This window comes from Pseudomonadota bacterium, assembly GCA_018817425.1.
Taxonomy (GTDB): domain Bacteria; phylum Desulfobacterota; class Desulfobacteria; order Desulfobacterales; family RPRI01; genus RPRI01.
Map to the genome: position 1 here is coordinate 23591 of JAHITX010000126.1, position 23807 is coordinate 47397.

Genomic DNA, 23807 nt, shown 5'->3' on the forward strand with positions numbered 1-23807 from the left:
GCCAACTTAAATACTAAGTATTAGTCTTGGGACCAATTTTTCTAAATCCTTCATTTATAGTACTATACATTTGGGCCGGAGTGGGACCTTCCTGTTTTCTTATCGTTACATCGAATATATATGAAGTAAATCCCGTACCGTACCCTTTGGGTATCGGACCCTCGCCATCGTAAATAACCCTGTAAGCATATTCATTATTACTGTCGGCATAATTAGTTGGCCAGGTTGTATCTTTTACATTGTTAATATCCGACAGTTCAGTTGAGCTTGCACCTTTAACAGTTTCCGTCAATATTTTCTTTGTTTCGATATCTGTTATTGTATAATCATCGGAACAACTATCACGACCTCCGCAATCCCTGCCGGGAAGATCGGCATAACTCACATCGGCAGACACTTCAGTAACACCTCCTTCAGCAGCATAAAAATCCTGTTTTGAGAGTATGGTATTACGAAGAATCTGCATTTCAACAATGCTAAGCTTTGTTGACATTATTCCCATAAGAAGCAAAAGCGCCATCATAATAATGACAACCACCATTACCGATCCTTTTTCATTGTTTAATATTGTTACGGTTTTTTTCATAACCAGAGCCTTTCTAACAAGTATTTTATATTATAAACCAGTACCTGAATCCTGATTTTAGGGATCTTTATCTTTAATATTCTGAGTTTAAATATCCTGTGGCTTTATATAATTTAGTCTAATAGTCTTTGTAGTTCCACTAATTGCTATAGTATATGTAATAATCATATTTATGGACTTGTGATCGGGATTATCCGTAACAGTCCATGTTACTGTACGATTATTGTTTGTATAAGAGTGTTCTGAATTAAATGCAGGATTAAGATCATAATCACCATAAGAAAGAATCATGAGCCTTTCCATCTCATCACCACCCATTGTTGTGGCTTCAGTCGCCATTCTTGAATAGCTGTTAAGATTGGTTGATGCTATCTGCATTTTTGCCAATCCCAAAATTCCAATTGAAAAAATGGCAAGAGCAATAAGAACTTCTATCATCGTATATCCATTATTATCAGATTTTTTGTCTGATTTATCTTCAATACCGATAATATTTTCATTAAAGTTATTGCTGTTCATTCCAAAACTCCTTTAAAAATATATAAAATCACTCAAAACCAAGATTTCTGCATTTAATGGTGGTTTCCAACAACTCCCGTTTATAGCTGTCGTTCGGCGTTATATGCCTGTTGGCAACAACATAAGTATTACTATCCATATATTGTAATAGAGATGTCTTGGTTCTAGCCAGAATCCAAACCTTAATAGCTCTTATTTTATCAAGATCAATCTCAGATGACAGAGCCGTTCCAGCTTCATCATCATCTAAATCTATTACACCGCTATCATTGGTATCAAGGATCCTGTCAAGCTTGTTATTACCATCGGTATCTATTGCCCATAAAACAAAACCGCTGGGAGATACATCAAGTTGACCGTCTCCGTCGTTGTCATAAGCATATGCAAGACCTAATGCATCGATACTTTCGGCAACTATTGTATATCCTGGGCTAGCACCCTTTTTTCTTCCCAGATCAAGAATTCCGACAGGACTTCCGCTCGTGTAATCATATATTTGATAATAGAAAGTGTCACTACCTACGAGTCCATCTCCATCTATATCGGCAGTAAAAGTTATTGCGCTGTTTCCATTTATATCAGTTATATCAATTATCCCAAAATTTTCGGTTGCAGTTGGATTTGGATTATATCCGGCCATACGGATGTCTTTTTCAAAAAGATACAAAGAGCCTCTTATATTCTGCTGCATATTAACAACAGCGGTCTCTTTTATGTTCATCCTGGATTGAGTATGATAGGCTGCATATATTACCCCAAGAACAATAGTTGTAAGTCCCATTACAACCATAAGCTCAACCAGAGTAACCCCTTTGTTTGAGCCTGTATAATGCAAACCGGTTCTAAATATTTTTTTTAAGTAATTCATATCAACAATTCCTATTAAAAGCTAGAGCTATCGACTTTTGAAACAGTAATTCCACCGGAATTAAAGGTTTGTATCCTGTAATACGCCGAGTTCTTTTGATCTGTCAGATAAGCACTCTTATTGAACGAACAAATGCCAGCTGAAGTGAAGGTCATTTCATCGGTAGTTGACGCTCCAAAAACAACCCCGCCGCTATAACTGCTTAACATAACATTTTTATTAGCACATGGAATAGAATAACTTCCCTCGCCTTTATCAAATGTAACTGTACAACTCTGATTCTGCCTTATTGAACTCAATTTTGCCAACTGCAAATTTCCCTGTAGTTCCGATACGGCAGTTTTTAACCCCTGGCCTTTTAACCAACTTATAATATTTGGTGTTACTATTGCAGATAGAATTGCAATAATACCTAATACTATCATTAACTCAACTAATGAAAAACCGGCTTTTTTCTGCATCCTTTACTCTCCGTTACTTAAATCCAACAACTTGTTAAACTATATTGCTTGGATAGTAAGTTACTATACAAACCTCATGCCAATATGTATATATACACGTACTGATTGATTCCAGAAAATGCAACTTACGCATTATCAATTGATATAACTAAAATTTATTCTATTTAAATGCCGGGAATCCAGCATGAACACAAACTGAAATAACAAGCTTTACAGGGCAAACCATTAAACTTATTTATAGAGCTATTAAATAATTTAATAGCATGAATTGTGACGGTAACATCAAGAGCAGCGGTATCAGGTTTATTGCGAAGCCATAATATAATCTACGGCATTTTTAAAAATGAGTATGCCGGTAGGAATTTGCTTGCACTCATTTTCACCTAAGCGTTTCAGCTTTTCTTTGCGTCTTGTCCAGTCAGGATGGTTTGTGAAATGGTTATAGGCTTCAGGATGAGGCATAAGACCGAATATGCGGCCGCTGGGATCACATATACCGGCAATATCTTCTACAGATCCATTTGGATTGTAAGGATATTTTCCGTTCGCCGGTTTTCCTTCCGGCATCGCATACCGAACAACAACCTGATTATTATCAACAAGCCTTTTTATGGTTGATTCATCCGAATAAAACTTCCCTTCTCCATGTCTTATGGGAAGTTCAATATTATCCAATCCTTTGGTAAATACACAGGGGGACAAATTATTTACTTTAAGATCCACCCAGCAATCCTTAAAATTTCCGCAGTCATTGAAAGTTAATGCGAGAGATCTTGTGGTATAGTTATTATCAAATCCCGGCAAAAGACCCATATTTACTATAGCCTGGAATCCATTGCAAATTCCTATTACAAGATTTCCCTTATCAACAAATTCAAGTATTGTATCGCCAAGTTTTGTTTTAAGTTTAACAGACTGTACTACTCCGGCCCCATGGTCATCACCCCAGCCAAATCCTCCTGTAAAAACCAGAATATTAAAATCAGACAGGCTAATATCTCCGCCAATAAGGCTGTTTATATGAACCCTTTTAGCTTTTGCGCCGGCAAGTTCAAAAGTATATGCAGTTTCGTAGTCACAGTTTAAGCCATATCCGGCAAGCACCAGAACTTTAACCTTGCTCATATCAGCTCTCCAAAAGGCTGTTTCCATGCTTTTTTTAATGCATCAACAGATAGGCAAATAATATTTTTGTTTTTGGTACTATTTACTATCAATTCTTTGTTTTCCGTAACCTCACCAATATTTGCATAACAAAGCCCGTTAAAAATATTTTCAAAAATATTTTTGTTTTCAGGCGCAACAGTTACTATAATCCGGCCGGCTGATTCTGAAAAAAAAATCGAATCAATACGATCAAGCCCATTAATTGGTACGCAATCTATATCCACCCTTAAACCAAGATCACCTCCCATAGCAACCATCGCAAGATGCACACCCAAGCCCCCCCGGTAAATGCCATGGGCTGAGGCTACAAGACCTTTGTCAATAGCCTCACAAAGCGCTCTATAGAGCTTAACGAATTGAACGGGAAATACTTGCGGCACATTTAATCCGATATAACCAAAATGCTCATAATATTCAGAAGCGCCCAGTTCGTTTTGGGTTTCGCCCAGCACATACACAAGATCTCCGGGAATTTTGCAATCCATTGTAATGCACTTATGAATATCATTTATTACGGATACGGCTGAAAACTGCATGGTTTCAAGAGCTGACGTTTTGTGGGATTCGCCGTATTTGCCCGATAGGTATCCGTCCACATACATGCTGTCTTTTCCGGATAGAAGCGGTATCTCGTATGAAAGACATGTTTTTGCAAGCGCTTTACAGGAGCGCACAAGCTGGGCGGCTTTAAATTTTCCATCGGGATTGTTAACCGGATGATACTGAACATTCGGCCAGCAGAAATTATCCACTCCTCCTATATGATCCATACTACCACCAACACAAATAAGACGCCGGACAGCTTCATCAATCGTGCAGCATGTCATATGAAAAGCATCAATTGCCGAATACATAGGTAAAATTGCCTGTGAAAAAGCAATTCCTTTATTTGAATCAAGCACAGGTCTTATTACAACTGCATCACTGTTTATATCGCGCTTTTTTCCTACAAGCGGTTTGATAACACTACCGCCTTGTACTTCATGATCATATTGTTTACAGATCCACTCTTTTGAGCAGATATTCGGACGAGATAAAATATCAAGTAAAAGCTTATTGTAATCTTCGGGCTCTGTTATCACAGGCTCATAAAGACCGCGCATAGCAGGTGGATACCATACAGCATCAAACTCCCACTGAGGAAAGCCTGCCGCAAGCAAATCCATATCAACATAAGCACAGGTTTTACTATTATACTTAATATGAAGTTTTCCGGAATTGGTATATTCCCCGATTGCAGTACTTTCAACTGCATGTTTTGCAGATAGTTCAAAAAACCTGTCAAGATGCTCAGGTTTTACTGCAACAGTCATACGTTCCTGAGATTCCGAAACCCATATTTCCCACTGGTCCAGGCCTTCGTATTTTAATGGAACCTTATCAAGATCTATTTCACAGCCATTTGAATATATGGCGGATTCTCCTATAGATGATGAAAGTCCTCCACCGCCATTATCGGTTATAAAAGCGATAAGGCCTTCATCACGGGCTTCGAGCAGAAAATCGTGCATTTTCTTTTGAGTATAGGGATCACCTATCTGGACATGGCCTGCCGGAGTGTTTTCGGAAAAGACTTCCGATGAAGCCGTAACCCCATGTATGCCGTCTTTTCCTACTCTTCCGCCACACATGATAATAAAATCTCCGACAGATGTTTTCTTTAGTTCGGCAGGTTCTTTCTTAATTGTTGCAGGCATAATTCCAAGAGCGGTAACAAATACAAGACATTTTCCCATATAGCCGTGATGGAAAAGAACCTGGCCAAACGGCGTTGGTATCCCACTTTTATTTCCGCCGTCTCGCACTCCTTCTATAACTCCATCTAAAAGACGTCTTGGATGAAGATGCGGCATCAACGGGCCATTATAATCCCTGTGCCCTACACAAAAACCGTAACTGCCCATGATAAGCTTTGAGCCTTTTCCCGTACCTAAAGGATCACGATATACTCCAACTATTCCCGTGATGGCTCCGCCATATGCTTCCATGTTGGAAGGTGAATTATGTGTTTCACCGGTTATGACATAATAGTTATCCTCATCAAAAAGCCCGGCTCCGGCATTATCCCACAATACCGAAACAACCCATGGTTTTTTATCTTTAAGAAAAAGAGTTGGAGCTTCTATACAGGTCTTAAAAAGATTATCAACTGTTTCGGTATCTCCTGTCTCAAGATCTGTGTAGCGGAATAATCCCCTGAATGTATTGTGATTACAATGATCGCTTCTTGCCTGGCAGATATATTCAAGCTCAAGATCTGTTGGCTCCGACAAACCTTCGGTAGCCCGTGCGGCCAGAACATCTTCTCTTAAAAAATAAGATCTTATTGCAAAAATATCATTCGGATTTAAGGCAAGGTTTCTTTTATCACTGACCTTTTGTAATATTTCATCGCTTTTTATTGATATTGTTGAAACAGTGGGGATATGGTTTAATACTACTTTTGGAATAATATAACCAATTCCTTCCTTACTATTCCAATCGGCTTTTGAATAAATTTTAGTCTGCTGAATAATATCATTTGACAGAAGTTCACGGGCAATTTTTTCAATATTTTTACGTGACAGGTCATGGCCCTTAATACAATACCGTTTAGACGTATAAACTGCTGCATCTTTTTTAAAAGATCCGGAAATTTTTGTCCCGATCAAATCTTCTATGGCTTCTACCGCAGTACTGCCCGGATTATCTTTCACCCCCGGTTTATAGCCAACCCATATTATCCAGTCAAAATCAATTGCAATAGGATCAAATGATGAAGTTTGTATAACAGGGTTTGTAAAAATTGCGGCCTGAATCAAATTCAGCTCGTCTTTATTTAAAGCGGCATCAATGGTAACAATTGAAATGGTGCGTACTTTTGCAAGTTCAATTCCGAAATAATTTTTCGCTTTTAAACGAATACCTTCACCTTCTGCATCAAGCATTTCGGGTTTTAATGCGATCTCAAGTCTATGCGGCATTTTATTTTATCTTTATCAACTAAAAAAATATCTGGTTATATCATTGTAAAAAACAAAGATCATAAGCAAAATTAGTACGAAAATACCAACCTGCTGGGCTATTTCACGAATCTTTGTATTTACCGGTTTTCCTATTGCAGCTTCAATAAAATAGAAAAACAAATGCCCGCCATCTAAAACCGGTATAGGAAGAAAATTCAACACTGCAAGATTTATACTGATAAGAGCCATAAAAAACAGAAAATCGGAAGCACCTTCTCTAGCCTGTTGTCCGGCCATCTCAGCAATCATTATTGGGCCGCCAAGAGTGTTGATGGATAACTTGCCCTGTATCAGCTTTGCAATACTTACAATCGTTAAATGTGTAAACCTATAAGTCTGCCTCACGCTTTCAAACAAAGCTTCAATAACTGAAAATTTTTTCAAAAACTTATCTTCATCCGGCAAAATACCACCAGCGCTTGAAACACCAATCTTATAGCTTTCTTCAATCTCACCTAATGCATTTTTATTTTTTTTAAGCACCGGGGTTATTTTTACATCAAAAAAAGAATCACCACGTTGAATAGTTGTCAGAAGAATCTTGCCTTGACTTTCTAATATAATCTTCTGCATTTTATTCCAGCTATTGACTTTTTCACCATTAATGGCAACTATTTTGTCGTTTTTTTCAAGCCCGGCTACCTGGGCAGGAAAACCATTCGATACCCCGCCTATAATTGCCTCTATTTCCGGATAGCCGGAAATCCCCAAATCATAATATTTGACCTCATCCCCAAAAAGATCCTGGCCTGTATTTAATTGTGGAGAAAGTGCTATGGCAATTTCAGAATCATCCCGCTTAAGATTCAGTGAAAGCGTACGCCCGTCGCTGCGTTTAATGGCATTAAAAATATCATACCATGAATCAACCGGCGCTTTGTCAATAGAGAGAATCAAATCGCCTTTTGCAAGCCCTGCTTTTTGGGCCGGACCTCCAATATCGATATTTCTTATTACAGGTGTGACATCCTCAATTCCCACAACCGAAAAAAATCCAAAATAAATGACAGCAGCCAAAAGAATATTAAAGGTTGGCCCGGCAGCAACAATTAAAATTCTCTTAAAAACATGTTTATGGCTATATGAAATTGAAATATCTTCCGGGTCAAGCTCCGCATCAGGATCTTCACCTACCATTTTAACATACCCGCCAAGTGGAACTGCTGAAACGCGGTAATCCGTGATCCCGACTTTTTTCCCGAAAAGCCTTGGCCCGAATCCAAGAGAAAATTTTTCGATTCCTACTCCAAAATACCTGGCTACAAGAAAATGGCCAAGCTCATGAATGAAAATCAGTACCCCGAGTACTATAATGAATGCAATAAAATCTGTGCCCATAAATTATACAGCTTTCTAAAATCCTTTTATTCGATGATTTGCTCCAAAGCAAAATTGCGCGCCCAATTATCAGCCTGGAGAATATCAGATAGCGCCGGATTTGCAATAACAAAGTGCTTTTCCATTGTTTTTCTTATTACTTGAGGAATATCTGCAAAGGATATTCTTTTGTTTAAAAAACCTTCAACTGCTATTTCGTTTGCCGCATTCAAAACGGCCGGAAGAGTTCCTCCAATTTTACCCGCATAAAAAGCAAGATCAATACAAGGGAATTTGTCGGTATCAGGTTTTTGAAAAGTAAGTGACCCGATAGAATTGAAATCAGGAGAATCTTGTCCTATGGAAAGCCTTTCCGGAAAAGACATAGCATACGCAATAGCCCCTCTCATATCCGGGACACCCATTTGGGCAATAACCGTTCCGTCTTTAAATGACACCATAGAATGAACAATGCTTTGAGGATGAATAAGTACTTCAATAGTATCAACCGAAACCTCGAAAAGATGTTTGGCTTCTATAACTTCAAGTCCTTTATTCATCATTGTAGCAGAATCAATACTTATTTTTTTACCCATTTGCCAAACCGGATGGTTTATTGCATCTTCCGGTGTAATATTGCCAAATTCAGTTGAGGGAAGATTAAGGAAAGGCCCCCCCGAAGCTGTGAGCAGTATCTTATCCATATCTTTTTTACGTTGACCGGAAAGACACTGAAAAATTGCGCTATGTTCACTATCTACAGGAAGTATCTTAACGTTCTTTTCCTTGGCACTCTTGATAACTATATCACCTGCCATAACAAGAGTTTCCTTGTTGGCAAGTGCAATATCCTTTCCGGCATCAATTGCAGATAATACCGGCAAAAGCCCGGCAGAACCAACAATTGCGGCAACTACCATATCGACTCCATCCAAAGACGCGGCTGCCTTGTAGCCTTCGGTTCCATAAAGAATTTTAATATCTATTCCGGAAGTAGCTTTTTCAAGCTCTAAGGCGCTTTGTTCATCAAAGACCACAGCCATATCAGGTTTAAATTTTTTAATTTGCTCAGCAAGCAGTATTACATTATTTTTCGCCGCAAGCGCTTTTATCCGAAACTTATGCGAAAACATTTCGACTATCTTTAGAGTATTGGTTCCGATTGATCCTGTTGAACCCAATATAGATAAAGACTTCATTATATTAAACCCGTTTTCATTTTTAAAACAAAAATTCCTTAAAAACCCAGGCAACCGGCGCAGCAAATAAAAGAGCGTCGATACGATCAAGAATACCGCCATGTCCGGGTAATATTGACCCCGAATCCTTAACGCCGGCAGATCTTTTTAGTTCTGATTCAAAAAGATCCCCGATCTGTCCTGCAATTCCGACACAAATAAATAATAAAATAGAAATCCCCCATGAATATGATGACAGAAAATAATATTTAAATATACCACCTGCCACAATATTTAATCCCAATCCGCCTAAAGATCCTTCTATTGTTTTTCCGGGACTGACAGATGGACAAAGCTTATGTTTTCCAAAATAAGTACCTGCATAAAAAGCCCCTGTATCTCCTGCAAAAACCAATATTAGCAAGAAATAAATCCAGGCAATTCCATCACTGCCATTTCTGATTAAAATAAGATATGAGAGAAAAAGCGGAATATATATAAGGCCCATAAGCTGTTTTACAACCAGCCATATAATATCCTTATTTGTTTTAAACTTAAAAAGAGAAATAAAACCTGAAATAATAAGATTAAATACAATCAAAAAAGACACAATATCCGGCATATCCCTGTATACAACAAATATGATTATTATTCCGAAAAGATATGATATCAGAGGCAATGCATTTTTTATACTCTGCCTTTTTTGGGGATAAAGCACTATTTCATAATATTCAAATAGGGCAATGATTGACACAATGCTTATAAAAACGGCAAATGCTATACTTCCGCCTTTACTTATAAGCAATATAAGAAAAGGAAGCGCTGTAAGTCCTGTAATCCAACGCTTTAAATGCATGCATATATCCTATAAACTGCTTAAATATTTCAATAATTGGAATTAAGTCGCCATCGTAAGACAGGGCTGATGGCTTGAGGGTTCGAGGATTTAAGGGGTCTAGTGTTCAAGCAAAATATCACTTACATCTAAATCTTGAACCCTCGAATCCTTGACCGCTGGAACCCTTTTGTCTAAAAATAATATTAAACTAAAGTTTCCCCCCAAAGCGAGATTATTTTCCCAACCCTTGAGTAGACTATAACCGGTGGGCGCTTATTAGTAAGTATTAACTAACCGACATTACCGAACCTGCGTTCACGATTCTGATAATTAAGTATAATTTTAATGAGTTCTTCCTTGCCAAAATCCGGCCATAAGGTATCGGTTATATAAATTTCGCTATAAGCAATCTGCCAGAGCAGAAAATTACTGACCCTCATTTCACCACTTGTTCTAATAAGCAAATCAGGATCGGGCATACCGGTAGTATAAAGGTTGTTTTCAACAATTTCATCAGTTATTGATTCAGGATCAATATTTCCATCTTTTGCCTTCCTTGCAATAACCTTAACCATATCAACCAGTTCAGCCCTTCCGCCATAGCTTAAAGCAAGGTTAAGAAGCATCCCATTATTTTTTACGGTTAAATCCATCGTCTTTTTTAAAGATTTGCGGACTCCTTCAGGAAGCTTTTGGATCTGCCCGATTGCATTTAAACGGATGTTATTTCCCATCATCTCTTTTACTTCAGAATCAAGAAAATTTTTAAGCAGGGTCATTAAGGCTGATATCTCAATCTTGGGACGCTGCCAGTTTTCTGTTGAAAATGCAAAAAGAGTCAAAACGGAAATACCAATTTCACGACAGGTCCTAACTATTGTTCTTACGGCTTCAGATCCCGATTGATGCCCTTTAATTCTGTTCATCAGACGCTTTTCTGCCCATCGCCCATTACCATCCATTATTATAGCTATATGTCTGGGAAGTTTTGAAGTATCAAGACCAAGCGAATCAATTGATGAGCTAGAATTCAAGGATCTCCTTTTCTTTTTCTTTATATATATTATCGATAATCCTTATATGTTCATCCGTTATTTTTTGCACACCATCTTGTGCTTTAAAAGCAGCATCTTCCGCTATCTCACCATCTTTTTTGAAACCCTTAATCAGTTCATTCGAATCGCGCCTTAAATTACGGACGGCAATTTTATAGTCTTCGCACATTTTATTCACAACCTTAACCAGTTTTTTTCTTCTTTCTTCCGTAAGAGGCGGGATAGATATGCGAATGATTTTGCCATCATTTGATGGTGTAAGGCCAAGATCCGATTTTAATATGGCTTTTTCAATCTCTTTAATAACAGATACATCCCAGGGTTGAACGGTAATTAAGCGGCTCTCAGGAACCGCAAGAGAGGCCATCTGATTAAGCGGAGTCAAAGTCCCGTAGTAATCAACTCTGATACCATCAAGAATTGACAACGAGGCACGCCCGGTTCTTACTCTTTTCAATTCATTATGAAGGGCAGATATCGACTTGCCCATGTTTTCCTTTAATTCCTGATATAATGACTCTATCATGAGCTACTCCTTATCTATTAAGCAAAGAAAATGTAGTTTTATATTCTATAATAATTTTGGTATGTTCGTGAAAAGCTAAATATCGGTTTTCACAAAGGCGAAAACGTACGTTGCTTAATTGAAAATGCGGGTTCCGATATCCTCACCGCATATAACTCTTTTTATATTTCCCTTTGTCCTAAGATTAAAAATTGCAAGCGGCAGGTGATTATCCATAGCAAGAGATATAGCCGTCATATCCATTACCTTAAGCTGTTTTTCAAGAACCTCCATGTAGGTTACGCTTTTTAGAAATTTCGCATCCTTGTTAATAACCGGATCTGAATCATATAATCCGTCAACCTTTGTTGCTTTAAGCAGAATCTCGGCATGAATTTCCTGTGCCCTTAAAACAGCAGCAGTATCTGTAGTAAAGTACGGATTACCGGTTCCTGCGGCAAAAATAACAACACGCCCTTTTTCAAGGTGACGAACTGCTCTTCTAAGTATGTAAGGTTCAGCTACTTCATGTATCGTTATCGCAGTTTGAATCCGTGTTGCGATATCATTCTTTTCAAGCGCATCTTGTAAAGCAAGGCTGTTTATAACAGTTGCAAGCATCCCCATATGATCTGCAGAGGTCCGATCCATTCCAAATGAGCTTGCGGCAATACCCCGGAAGATATTTCCTCCTCCCACAACTATTGCTATTTGAATGCCAAGATCAAATACTGACCGGATCTCTTCGGCAACATATTTTATAACATCCGAACTTATTCCGAAACCCTGATCCCCCATCAAAGCTTCACCACTTAACTTCAAAAGTACTCTTTTGTATTGTGGAGGTTTCAATGTATATTATTCTCCGATCTGGAATCTTACAAACCGTTTAATTATAATGTTTTCTCCAGTTTTTGCAATCAACTCACTAAGCAAGTCGGCAATGGTAATATTCGGATCCCGTACATAAGCCTGATTCATCAAACAATTTTCCTTGTAGAATTTTTCAAGCTTTCCATCCGCTATTTTATCGATCATTTTTTCAGGCTTACCCATTTCTTTAGCCTGATCTCGATATATTGCCATTTCTCTTTGAACAAGTTCCTGTGACACTTCTTCACGCCGGATACTGACTGGATTAGCTGCCGCAATATGCATTGCTATATTTTTAGTAAAATCTTTGAAATTGTCATTTTTTGAAACGAAATCGGTTTCACAGTTTATTTCAACAAGTACTCCAAGCTTTCCGCCCATATGTATATAAGATTGGACTGTCCCTTCCGTCATAGCCTTTCCGGCTCTTTTTGCTGCTGTAGCAAGACCTTTTTTTCTTAAATGGTCTACAGCCTTATCCATATCTCCCTCACATACGGAAAGAGCCTCCTTACAATCCATAATACCTGCTCCGGTTTTCCCCCGGAGTTGCTTTACTGTTTCCGCACTAATTGATCCCATCTTATTTTCTCCCGTTAATTATTCTGCACTTTCGATATCTTTTATTACTTCCGGAGTTGCTCTCTTGATAATTTCAATCACCGGGCCGTCAGTGCCGTTTGAGATCACTTTTCTCTCACCCGGTTTTAATTCAGAAGTAGTTTCTTCTGCTTCAGCAACATCTCCAATTTCTTTATCGGATTCCGCCTGCTTTTTTTCTTCCAGCCGTTTTTTGCCTTCTATACAGGCTGTGGCTATTCTGGATGAAATAAGTCTTATGGAACGTATAGCATCATCATTTCCAGGAACGATATAATCTACATCATCAGGGTCACAGTTTGTATCTACAATAGATACAATTGGAATCCTCAGACGCTTGCCTTCCCGGATTGCTATGGCTTCGTGTTTAGGATCAACAATAAATATTGCTCCAGGAAGAGCAGTCATACTTCGAATACCACCTAATGTACTGTCAAGTTTTTTTCTTTCTTTTTCTTGTTTTAATCTTTCTTTTTTAGGGAACAAATTAATCGACCCGTCATTCTGAATTGAATTAAGATAATTTAGCCGGTCAATACCCTTTTTTATTGTCTGAAAATTTGTCAGCATTCCGCCAAGCCATCTGTTCTGAATATAAAACATTTCACAGCGATTTGCCTCTTCATAAATAGACTCTTTAGCCTGTTTTTTTGTACCCACAAAAAGAACCGATTTGCCGTTTGCAACAGTGTCTTGTATAAAATCATAAGCTGTTTTAAACATCCTGACGGTTTTTTGAAGATCTATGATATAAATCCCGTTTCTAGCCCCAAAAATATATTGTTTCATTTTAGGGTTCCATCGTTTTGTCTGATGGCCAAAATGCACTCCGGCTTCAAGCAGTTCCTTCATTGTAAGATATGACATTTACTATTCTCCCTTTCTATTTGGTTAATCCTCCACCCTTTTCAACCCTGCTTTAAACTTTCATTTTTTAAAAGCACCATAAAGCAGGTCAACAAATCTAAGGATGTGCGTCGTTTTAAATATGATTATGTAACAATATTATTTTATATCTGCAACAATTATTTTAACATTTTATGTGTAACTAAAGAGGGGATTTTAGAATATAGCCTGCAAAAAACTCCGGATTTGCTACACGGCTAACAATTTTTTTAGCGGAAGATTCAATGAAATATTCTAAAAAAGAGCTATCAGCTTTTTTAGAATAGACAGCGGATATTTTTCCTTTAATTCCTCCTAATCGGCCAGCCCATTCTATTGCATCCTCAATGTTGCCAAGACGATCAACAAGACCAAGATTTTTTGCCATTTGTCCGGTAAAAATCCGCCCATCTGCGATAGCTTTCACTTTGGCGACATCCATATTGCGCCCTTTGGAAACGGCACCAACAAACTGCATATGCGTATCATCAACAAAATCCTGAAGCAATATCTTTTCTTTTTCCGTCATTTTACGTACAGGAGATCCTATATCTTTATATTCACCACTTTTGACTACAACCGGATATAAACCTATTTTTTGCAAAATTTCTTCAAAATTAGTAAAACCGATTATTACCCCTATACTGCCGGTTATAGTACCCGGATTGGCCATTATACCATCCGTGCCGGCAGCAATATAATATCCTCCTGAAGCTGCAACACTGCCCATTGAAGTAATAATTTTCTTTTTTCCGATTGTTTTCCTGACTTCCCGGAATATTTCCTGGGACGGGCCTACGGCCCCACCAGGGGAATCTATCCTTAAAACAATAGCCTTTATAGAATCGTTCTCGCGATATTTCTTGATATTATTAACTATTTCCTTGGAATCGGTAATCACACCTAATATTTCAATAACTCCAACCTTTTCTCCTATATTAAAATCGGAATCACGTGTTCCAAGAAAAACAAGCATGGAAATACCAAAAATCGTCGCAAAAAAGACAGATGAAGATACTAAGATAAAAAATAGGAATGGGTGTCTTCGTGAAAACATATATGTTTTAAAATTTGTTTAAAGTTGTTTACAAAAAAAGCAGCCGTCAATTCGGCTGCTTTTTTTGTAAAAGATTATTCTCCGTTTAATTTTTCCTGAAGATTTTCCCGCAAAATCTCCCCGAAAGCAGACGTCGCTGGTTTCATATTACTTATGTAATCTGTAAGAACATTCTGATCATTATCCATTTGGAGTCGTTTGATGGAAAGACCTATTCTTCTTTCTACGCTGTTTATATTCATAACTTTAGCGTTTAACACTTCTCCAAGATTGTATTTTCCAACAGGAGTTTTGATCTTCTCTTTACTGATTTCAGAAACATGGACAAGCCCCTCTATTCCTTCTTCAAGCTCTACAAATATACCAAAATCAGTTACATTCGTTATTGTTCCTACAATTTCTTTTCCAACAGTATAACGCGTGCTGACTGTTTCCCACGGATCTTTCTGAAGCTGCTTTATACCCAATGAGAATCTTTCATTTTCTTTTTCTATTGCCAAAACCACGGCCTGGATAACATCCCCTTTTTTATAAAGTTCAGAAGGATGCTTTATGCGTTTGGTCCACGAAATATCCGAAATATGAATAAGGCCATCAATACCTTCATCAATACCTACAAAAATTCCAAAATCGGTTATATTTTTTACTTTACCTTCAATAGTAGTTCCAACCGGATAGTTTTCGCTTATTATATCCCAAGGATTCGGAACAACTTGTTTTACACCAAGAGAAATCCGCCTGTTTTCAGGTTTGATATCAAGGACGACTGATTCAACCATTTCACCGACAGAAAATATCTTGGAAGGATGGCGTACTTTTCGGGCCCATGACATTTCAGAAACATGAATAAGCCCTTCAATACCTTCTTCAAGCTCAACAAAAGCACCATAATCTGTCAGGCTAACGACTTTGCCGGTAACCCGTTCGCCAATGGGGTATTTTTCCGAAGCCCTTATCCATGGATCCTCAACAAGCTGTTTCATGCCAAGGGACACTCTTTCCTTTTCCTTGTCTATGCTCAGAATTTTTACTGTAATCTTGTCTCCAACGGCAAACATTTCGGCAGGATGCTTGATTCTGCCCCATGAGATGTCTGTAATATGCAGGAGGCCATCAACACCTCCAAGATCAACAAACACTCCATATTCAGTAATATTTTTAACAAAGCCTTCAGTAATTTTATCCTCGAAAATTGTAGAAAGAGTAGCTGTTCTTTTGCTATCGCGATCTTGCTCCAGAATAGCTCTTCTTGAAAGAACAACGTTACTTCGTTTTCTGTTATACTTTAATATCTTAAAAGCAAACGTTTTCCCTACAAGTTCATCAAGATTGCGTATAGGGCGTAAATCGGCCTGAGAACCCGGCAGAAAAGCCTGCACCCCGACATCAACGGAAAAACCGCCTTTAACGCGGCTTAATATAACACCTTCTATAGTTCCGTCATCATCATGCGCTTTCTTAATATCATCCCATACCTTGACTTTCTCGGCCTTCTCTTTTGACAGAATAACCCTTTCTTCTTCGTCATCCCACCATTCCACCATAACTTCTACGGTATCTCCCGGCTCAATATTAACCTTGCCGTCTTCATCCTTAAACTCATATATTTTTATCTGTCCTTCAGACTTATAGCCAATATCGACCAAAACATAATCTTTGTCTATGGAAATAACCCTTCCGCTGACAACTTCACCTTCCTGAAAACGCTTAAAACTTTCATCATACATATCCATAAGCGTTTCCATACTTTCTTCTTGGTTTTCTTCTTGGCTTTTTTCTTGTTCAGACATTATTTCATCCGATGTATCAGACCCAAAATCCATTTCCTGAACTTTGTCATTGTCTGCTGATTTGGAATCCAACATGTCTTCCTGATTTTGATCTTCGTTTGTATTCGAGTTAACCTGATTTTCCATTAAAAAAAAATACCCCCTTAGCCTATTTTGTCACTATCAACATTTAGTGATAGCTACTGACAATCTCATTAAGTTATCAGACTATATTTTAAAAAACAATCTTATTTTTTATTAAATATGAAAAGTTTTCCTATATACATAAAATTCGATATATTTTCAACACATATATCAAAATATAAACCAGCATAAAGACCGGTTTTTATAAATTCACACTTTACATCAAACTCTTAAAAAAATGAGTTGCACACTATAACACATTAATATATATATTATATATAACAGCTTCAAAATTAATGGAATCTTTTAATTCATAAACGCTGGTATTAATACGGCAATATACCGGAATTTATCAAGTAACTATAGTTTCAGATAAAGGAATTAGTTATATATGACCGTCAACCCTTCCAAGGAAAACCAAATTAAAAATAAAATCAAAGAAGCCAAAATTTACTATTCCATGGGGATGTTAGGTGATGCTTTGCATATTTATGAAAAATTACTGTCAGACAATTCTTTTACTGATTCAACAGAATTCAAACATATTCAAGAAAAAGTAAACCAGATAAAAAAAGAAGTTGATAACAGTAAAAAAATCTCAACACCCGATTTATCAGCAAGTGATATTAACATAATTGAAAAATCGATAACAAACACAGGAAATATTAAAGATATTATTAATAATGCACTTGCTCTTAAAGAGCTTGGTCTTGCAAGAAAGTCCTCTATAGAATTTGAAAAATTACTAAAATTCGATTGCTCAAAAGAAGGGTATACCCCGTTTACAATAATTACTGAAATGCTTTTAAATCTGTTTAAAGTTGAACCTTTTAATACAGTCCTTGAAAAAGCAAATAAAACCATTAGTGAAAACAAACTTAAACCTACAGATATATCTCAGATAAAATTATGGCTTGGCAAGGAACTGGCTAAAAAAGACCACAATGATATTGCAATTTCATTATTCAAGGAAGCAACGGATCTTGACCCTAATAATGCAGAGGCATCGAAAAAACTAAGTGCCATGCTATCTAGTTCTTCCAATAATTCTAAATTTGATCTTCTTCTCAGCTCATCATTAGTTACTCAGGATCAGCTCCAAAAAGCTCTGGATCTTTCAAAGAAAACCGGTAAAAGCATCGAATCGGTTCTGATGGAAACTTTCAATATTGAGAAACAGGACATAGGCAAATCCCTTTCATTATATTATAATTGTCCTTTTAAAAGTTTTGACCCATCGTTGCCCGTTCCTGTTGAGCTTATAGGAAAACTGAAAAAATCTTTTCTTCTTCATTATACTTGGGTTCCGTTAACCTGGGAAAAGAACTATATAGAAATTCTTGTAGATGATCCGAAAGATCTTAGAAAAACAGATTATATAAAGGCTTTGATGGCAAATCAAAGAATAAAATTTTCTATAGGAATCAAAGAAGATATAATAAAATATATAGCATATTTCTTTTCAGCAGACAAATCTTCTGAACCAATGGAATCAAACCTTGATAATCTTGATCTTCTTATACCTGAATTTTCTTTTGAAGAAGAGGAAGAAGAAATTGATACAAGCAAAGATATCGATGAATCTTCCAGCCAGGTAGTAAGGCTTGTTGATCAGATCATTGTAACAGCTTACAGAAAAGAAGTCTCCGATATCCATTTTGAGCCCTCCCCTATTACCAAAAAGATCAGTGTCCGTTTCAGAATGGACGGCGTTTGCAATGAATACCTCCAGGTTCCAATTACAATGGCACCGGCTGTTATTTCAAGGCTGAAAATTATGGCCGGCCTTGATATTGCCGAAAGACGGCTCCCACAGGATGGAAAGATCAAAATGAACCGCAGAGGTATACCTACATTTGAGCTGCGCATGTCTACCATGCCCACTGCGGGCGGTTACGAAGATACGGTTTTAAGAATTCTTGCAAAAGCAGGCGCAATGAAGGTTGATGATATGGGCCTTAATGAACGCAATTTAAAAATTTTAAAAAAGATCATCAGCATGCCATACGGGCTTGTACTAGCTGTAGGCCCCACCGGTTCCGGCAAAACTACAACTCTTCATTCCGCTCTTGGCCACATTAATAAACCGGAAATAAAAATATGGACAGCAGAAGATCCTATTGAAATCACTCAGCTAGGTTTGCGCCAAGTTGAAGTCAAGCCAAGAATAGGACTCGATTTTTCAAGGGTTATGCGCGGTTTTCTACGCCTTGATCCCGATGTTATCATGATTGGTGAAATGAGGGACAAAGAAACAGCTTCCATAGGTATAGAAGCATCCTTAACAGGCCATCTTGTCTTTTCGACTCTTCACACAAACAGCGCTCCGGAAACTGTAACCAGGCTTCTTGATATGGGACTTAATCCTCTTAATTTTTCAGATGCATTCTTAGGTGTTCTGGCGCAAAGATTAACAAGAAGATTATGTGCAAAGTGCAAAAAAGCATTCAATCCCTCAAAAGATGAATTTTATGAATTAGTTACTGAATACGGAGAAGATAAGTTTGAAGCAACGGGTATAAAATATTCATCTGATCTTGTTTTATATACACCGGCAGGATGTGAGGCCTGCTCCGGATCAGGATATAAAGGAAGAATGGGAATACATGAACTTATGGAAGGCACACCCACAACAAAGAGTCTTATAAAAAAAGCTGCAAATACGGAAGAACTTTTTACGCAGGCCTATAAAGATGGAATGACAACCTTAAAACAAGACGGAATAGTTAAGGTCATTAAAGGAATGACCAGTATAGACGAAGTCAGAAGAGTCTGTATAAACTGATCACAATAATCAACTATCCTATGCACCCTTTTTTGCCGGCAACTTAAGAATAATTTAAAGGAAACGATATGTCAAAAACAGCCCTTGTAGTTGATAATGATTTCTTTTTTGTCGAATTTCTATCAGAACTTCTTGAGAGTAGGGAATATAAAGTTATAAAAGCCTACGATGGGAAGGAAGGCATTACAAAAATTGAAGATGAAAATATTGATTTAATGTTTGCTGATATTATAATGCCGAAAATTGACGGAACAGAGCTGATAAAATTTGCACGAATGAAATATCCTGAGAATTGTTTTGCTATAGTAGCGGTTTCAGGCACGATAATAGAACGTATAGATACTCTTACCAGCATAGGTGCCGATTATTATATAGCTAAAGGCCCTATGGAAAAAATGGCGGTTAACATAAGTGAATTGATAGATAAAATTGAAAACAATACTTTTAATAAATCCGAAATCGCTGAAATAATTGAATCCGGCAATCTTTTCCCAAGAAGAGAAGCAGTTGATCTTTTAGATTCCATCAGGTTTCATAAAGCTATAATAGAATGTGTTGGTTTCGGCATTGTAAATATTGACTTTGATACAAAAATTATTGGAATAAATTCATGTGCCATAGACATATTAAACAAGACCACCATTGAACTTTTAAACCGACCCGTTACCGATATTTTCTCTCCTGAAGACAAATCAAAATTTATTAACACAGTAAAGAATTTTGTTAAAAACAATGAATCTAACGAAACCTCATTTACTACTATTATTAATTCAAAAAAAATAAGAGTTGTAATCACATTATTAACCGTTGAAAATAAAGTTGTAGGGCTGATACTGGCTTTGGAGGATTGCGACAAATGGGAAGAACAAGCTTAAAAAACAAACTTATAATGTATTTTTTAATTCTGCTGTTAATTGTAATTGTCGTAATTGCAACGGTAAATCAGACTACGAATGATTTCTTTTTAGCTCAGGGGCTTTCAATTGCTCTTGCTATGGCTATTGGAACCGTGTTTGGAATTATTTTTTCGCGGTCAATTACTTCGCGTTTAAATAAACTTAGCAAGGTCGCCAAAGAAATCAGCTGTGGCGATTTAACACAAGAAATACAAATCATATCCAGCGATGAAATCCGGGATCTTGAAGAAGTATTTTCTTTAATGGTTAATCACCTAAGAGCATTACTTCTTGATATGAAAAACGTTTCTTTTAAAATCCATACCACTAACTCAATGTTAAAAATACTGGGGAAAAAGCTTTTAGAAAACAGCAATGATATAGATATCACAGCCAAAGTTATTGCGGAAAGTTCTGCCAAACAAACGGAAATTGTAAACTACACTTCTTTAAAGTTTAACAACACTATCAAGGTAATGGATAAGCTGGTAAAACAGTCAACCCAAACTATTTCAAAAGTAGATGAAGCAATCAAAAAAACTCAAAAAGGGGAAATAAATGCACGTGAAATAATAAGTCACCTTGAGCTTGTACTCAAACAAATGAGTGACTCCGCTCAACCTATTTCAAGATTACCTGAAAAAGTAGAAAAAATAAAAATAGTGACAAATGTAATAGAAGGTATTTCCCAGAAAACAGATCTTCTGTCTCTCAATGCTTCAATCGAAGCAACAAGAGCCGGTGAATCCGGTAAAGGTTTTGCCATAGTTGCCGAAGAAATAAGAAATATGGCTGAAAGTTCAAAACAGTCATCAAAAGCTATTACAAAGCTAGTTGAAGATATTCTGGAAGACAATCATATGCTTAAAAATTTCTTAGCCAAGAATCAGGCAGAAATTGATAAAGGAAATAAAATTATACACGGTATTGTTCAAACATTTAGTGATATGCTTCTTGGTGTAAAAGATATATTTTCTGAAATAAAAACCATTGAAGAAACCACAGTTTTACAGGCCCAGGAACTTAGAGGTTTTTCGGAACATTTCCAAAAGCTTTCTGTTTATGCATCCAGAAACTATGAATCTACTCAAAAAACTACTGTTTCAGCAAGTAACCAGAAAAATGAAGTTAAAAAAATGGCAAGCGCAATAAATTTACTGGACAAACTTTCTCAAAAGATGATGGAAACGCAACAGCATTTCATCCTTCCGGAACAGCCGCAACAAATGCCAAAAAAGTTAAATAATGAAAATAAAGATGATAAACAGCTATGAAATTATTCGTTTTTAAATCAAAAGATAAATATATTGGAATAGAATCCGAATATATTTACAGGATAATTGATGATTATAAAGTAACACCGGTATGCCTTACTCCAAAATGCTATGCCGGCCTGATATTTTACAGAGGAGAACTTTTTGATGTAATAAATATCAAACTTCTTCTTGGAAGTTCAGAATACTCCGAAAGTGCTTATGATGAATTAATACAAAACCAGCGTATAATTATTGTTAAATGGCATAATAAAAAGCTTGCTGTTATTCCGGATGAAATAATCGGCATGATATGGATAGACGGCGACTTCGAAGGCTTAAGCATATATCACCATGAAGATAAAAATATAAATTTAATAACACCAGATTATATCTGGAAAAAATTATTAGAGCTTTCCTATGGATATCACTAAATATGAAAAGATATTTGCTCAGGAATCAGACAAATATCTAAAAGAACTTGATGATCTATTAATGCAGGTCGAAAAGGATTTATCAAACCTTGCTTTGTGGGCAGAGATTCACGGCAAAATCCATTCTATTAAAGGTATGGCTAGAGCTCTTAGTTTGAATAAAATTTCAGATTTATGCCATTTAATGGAAGACTGGAGTTTGACTTTTCAAAAGGGCACAATAAACAGTTCTCCTGATGCCGTTCAAGCCCTTTTTGACAGCTCTGATTTTTTAAGATATCTTGTTTCAAAAAAAGGATCCATCGAAACCTTTGAAGATCAGAAATTGTATAGCAGTCTGATATCCAAATTTGAAAAAAATCCTTCCGAACTTACTAAAACAGGATCGCCAACTCAGAAAGATCAAACAACAAACCTTTATCAATCTTCTGCTTTAACTATAGATCATGTAAAAATAAAGTATTCTTTTATTGAGGAGCTTCTTGGACTAACACAGGAAATACAGCTTCTTGCTAAAAATTTTCCAACTTTTTCAGACAATCAGATGACATCGGGTCTTAAAAACTGGATCGATCATTATGCCACTTTGATGAAAGTTCTATATTTTAAGTTAACACAGCTAAGATTGATGAATGTCGGCGATTTTGCAGATCTTTTTTTAAAAAGCATTAGAAATATAGCAAAAGAATCTAATAAAAGCGTTAATATTGAAATAATCGGCAGTGAAATACAGGCGGACATTACTCTTCTTGAGCGTCTTCGTGAACCAATGATACATATTTTCAGAAACTGTATCGCTCATGGTATTGAACCGGCAGAAGAGCGAACCAATACAGGAAAACCTGCAAACGGTAAAATTACAATTGAAACAAGAAGTGAAAAAGAGAATTTATTCATCAAAATCCGCGATGACGGACGCGGTATAAATAAGTCTTCCATCATTCAATATCTCAAAGAAAAGCAATCAATGGATGATGAAGATATTGGCAGAATGTCTGAAGAGGAACTCTACAATACTATTTTAAGTCCGGATTTTTCTTCATCTGCTAAAACAACGGAATTATCCGGCAGAGGTATTGGCATGAATGTTGTTGCTCAGTCAATTGATTACCTGGGTGGCTCCTTGTCCATATCTTCGGAAATTGGAAAGGGAACAGAGTTTACTATCAAATTACCGCTGTCACTCTCAATCATTTATGCAATTGTATTTTCAATAGGAAAATATAACCTGGCAATCCCCACTCTGTATGTCGAATCAATAAGCAATATAGATGCATCTTCTGACGAAGATATTACTTCTTATTACAATATCAAAAATTTTATCGGGGAAGAAGATAACAAAAAAAATAGCTATAATGTGTTAAATCTAAAATATTTTAATAATCAGGCAGCCATTATTGGGAATCAACCCACTTTGCATTTTATAGTAGATAGTATTATCGGGAACCGGCCTCTCATGGTTTTGCCGACAGGAGAGCTTATGTCAGGAATAAAACTCTTTTCCGGCATCGGTATTATGGAAAACGGGGACGTCACCCTGCTTCTCGACATAGATAAACTTCCATCGCAAAATCAATAAAGCCCGCCACACTTTGATGAACGTTAATAAAGT

At 36.9% G+C, this 23807-nt stretch carries 21 protein-coding genes; 5 read left to right on the forward strand and 16 right to left on the reverse strand.

The features are described 5' to 3' along the window. Positions 1 to 13: 13 nt before the first annotated feature. The 16 genes from KKC46_20950 to KKC46_21025 all read right to left on the reverse strand — a co-directional run bounded on the left by KKC46_20950 (position 14) and on the right by KKC46_21025 (position 16830). Entirely contained in the window at positions 14 to 586 is a 573-nt protein-coding gene (locus KKC46_20950; GenBank protein ID MBU1056270.1) for a pilus assembly PilX N-terminal domain-containing protein, read from the reverse strand. Positions 587 to 673: 87 nt separating this feature from the next. Then, a complete protein-coding gene (locus KKC46_20955; protein MBU1056271.1) occupies positions 674 to 1105 on the reverse strand; it encodes a prepilin-type N-terminal cleavage/methylation domain-containing protein in 432 nt (143 codons plus the stop codon). A gap of 28 nt (positions 1106 to 1133) precedes the next feature. Next, the gene (locus tag KKC46_20960; GenBank protein ID MBU1056272.1) at positions 1134 to 1973 is read right to left on the reverse strand and encodes a PilW family protein; all 840 of its coding nucleotides are present in this window, start codon (positions 1971 to 1973) and stop codon (positions 1134 to 1136) included. 14 nt (positions 1974 to 1987) lie between these two features. Continuing rightward, positions 1988 to 2434, reverse strand: a complete 447-nt coding sequence (locus KKC46_20965) for a prepilin-type N-terminal cleavage/methylation domain-containing protein (GenBank protein MBU1056273.1) — start codon at positions 2432 to 2434, stop codon at positions 1988 to 1990. Between the two features lie 303 nt (positions 2435 to 2737). Continuing rightward, positions 2738 to 3559 carry a phosphoribosylformylglycinamidine synthase I gene (gene purQ / locus KKC46_20970; GenBank protein ID MBU1056274.1) on the reverse strand — a complete coding sequence of 274 codons (822 nt, stop codon included), beginning with the start codon at positions 3557 to 3559 and terminating at the stop codon, positions 2738 to 2740. Next, complete coding sequence (locus KKC46_20975) at positions 3556 to 6564, reverse strand: phosphoribosylformylglycinamidine synthase (protein ID MBU1056275.1); 3009 nt, start codon at positions 6562 to 6564, stop codon at positions 3556 to 3558. The genes purQ and KKC46_20975 overlap by 4 nt, the downstream gene beginning before the upstream one ends. A 15-nt stretch (positions 6565 to 6579) precedes the next feature. Further along, positions 6580 to 7944, reverse strand: coding sequence for an RIP metalloprotease RseP (gene rseP, locus KKC46_20980; protein MBU1056276.1), 1365 nt, complete (start codon positions 7942 to 7944; stop codon positions 6580 to 6582). Between the two features lie 26 nt (positions 7945 to 7970). After that, positions 7971 to 9122: a 1-deoxy-D-xylulose-5-phosphate reductoisomerase gene (locus KKC46_20985; GenBank protein ID MBU1056277.1), complete on the reverse strand. Its 1152-nt coding sequence runs from the start codon at positions 9120 to 9122 to the stop codon at positions 7971 to 7973. 22 nt (positions 9123 to 9144) lie between these two features. Further along, positions 9145 to 9957 carry a phosphatidate cytidylyltransferase gene (locus KKC46_20990; protein MBU1056278.1) on the reverse strand — a complete coding sequence of 271 codons (813 nt, stop codon included), beginning with the start codon at positions 9955 to 9957 and terminating at the stop codon, positions 9145 to 9147. A gap of 272 nt (positions 9958 to 10229) precedes the next feature. After that, entirely contained in the window at positions 10230 to 10955 is a 726-nt protein-coding gene (locus tag KKC46_20995; GenBank protein MBU1056279.1) for an isoprenyl transferase, read from the reverse strand. Between the two features lie 7 nt (positions 10956 to 10962). Further along, positions 10963 to 11520, reverse strand: a complete 558-nt coding sequence (frr, locus tag KKC46_21000; GenBank protein ID MBU1056280.1) for a ribosome recycling factor — start codon at positions 11518 to 11520, stop codon at positions 10963 to 10965. Between the two features lie 114 nt (positions 11521 to 11634). Next, positions 11635 to 12351: a UMP kinase gene (gene pyrH, locus KKC46_21005; GenBank protein ID MBU1056281.1), complete on the reverse strand. Its 717-nt coding sequence runs from the start codon at positions 12349 to 12351 to the stop codon at positions 11635 to 11637. A 6-nt stretch (positions 12352 to 12357) separates the two neighbouring features. Next, positions 12358 to 12954, reverse strand: a complete 597-nt coding sequence (gene tsf / locus KKC46_21010; GenBank protein MBU1056282.1) for a translation elongation factor Ts — start codon at positions 12952 to 12954, stop codon at positions 12358 to 12360. An 18-nt stretch (positions 12955 to 12972) separates the two neighbouring features. Next, positions 12973 to 13839: a 30S ribosomal protein S2 gene (rpsB, locus tag KKC46_21015; GenBank protein MBU1056283.1), complete on the reverse strand. Its 867-nt coding sequence runs from the start codon at positions 13837 to 13839 to the stop codon at positions 12973 to 12975. Positions 13840 to 14020: 181 nt separating this feature from the next. Then, positions 14021 to 14914, reverse strand: coding sequence for a signal peptide peptidase SppA (gene sppA / locus KKC46_21020; GenBank protein ID MBU1056284.1), 894 nt, complete (start codon positions 14912 to 14914; stop codon positions 14021 to 14023). 74 nt (positions 14915 to 14988) lie between these two features. Next, positions 14989 to 16830: a 30S ribosomal protein S1 gene (locus tag KKC46_21025; GenBank protein MBU1056285.1), complete on the reverse strand. Its 1842-nt coding sequence runs from the start codon at positions 16828 to 16830 to the stop codon at positions 14989 to 14991. A 463-nt stretch (positions 16831 to 17293) separates the two neighbouring features. Here KKC46_21025 and KKC46_21030 point away from each other — a divergent pair, with 463 nt between their 5' ends. The 5 genes from KKC46_21030 to KKC46_21050 all read left to right on the forward strand — a co-directional run bounded on the left by KKC46_21030 (position 17294) and on the right by KKC46_21050 (position 23774). Next, entirely contained in the window at positions 17294 to 19612 is a 2319-nt protein-coding gene (locus KKC46_21030; protein MBU1056286.1) for a GspE/PulE family protein, read from the forward strand. Between the two features lie 68 nt (positions 19613 to 19680). Continuing rightward, the gene (locus KKC46_21035) at positions 19681 to 20487 is read left to right on the forward strand and encodes a response regulator (GenBank protein ID MBU1056287.1); all 807 of its coding nucleotides are present in this window, start codon (positions 19681 to 19683) and stop codon (positions 20485 to 20487) included. Beyond that, positions 20469 to 21782, forward strand: coding sequence for a methyl-accepting chemotaxis protein (locus KKC46_21040; GenBank protein ID MBU1056288.1), 1314 nt, complete (start codon positions 20469 to 20471; stop codon positions 21780 to 21782). Before KKC46_21035 ends, KKC46_21040 begins: the two co-directional genes overlap by 19 nt. Next, positions 21779 to 22195 (forward strand): chemotaxis protein CheW, encoded by a 417-nt coding sequence (locus tag KKC46_21045; GenBank protein ID MBU1056289.1) that lies wholly within the window; start codon positions 21779 to 21781, stop codon positions 22193 to 22195. The genes KKC46_21040 and KKC46_21045 overlap by 4 nt, the downstream gene beginning before the upstream one ends. Next, positions 22182 to 23774 carry an Hpt domain-containing protein gene (locus tag KKC46_21050; protein ID MBU1056290.1) on the forward strand — a complete coding sequence of 531 codons (1593 nt, stop codon included), beginning with the start codon at positions 22182 to 22184 and terminating at the stop codon, positions 23772 to 23774. The genes KKC46_21045 and KKC46_21050 overlap by 14 nt, the downstream gene beginning before the upstream one ends. The last annotated feature ends 33 nt before the right edge of the window (positions 23775 to 23807 follow it).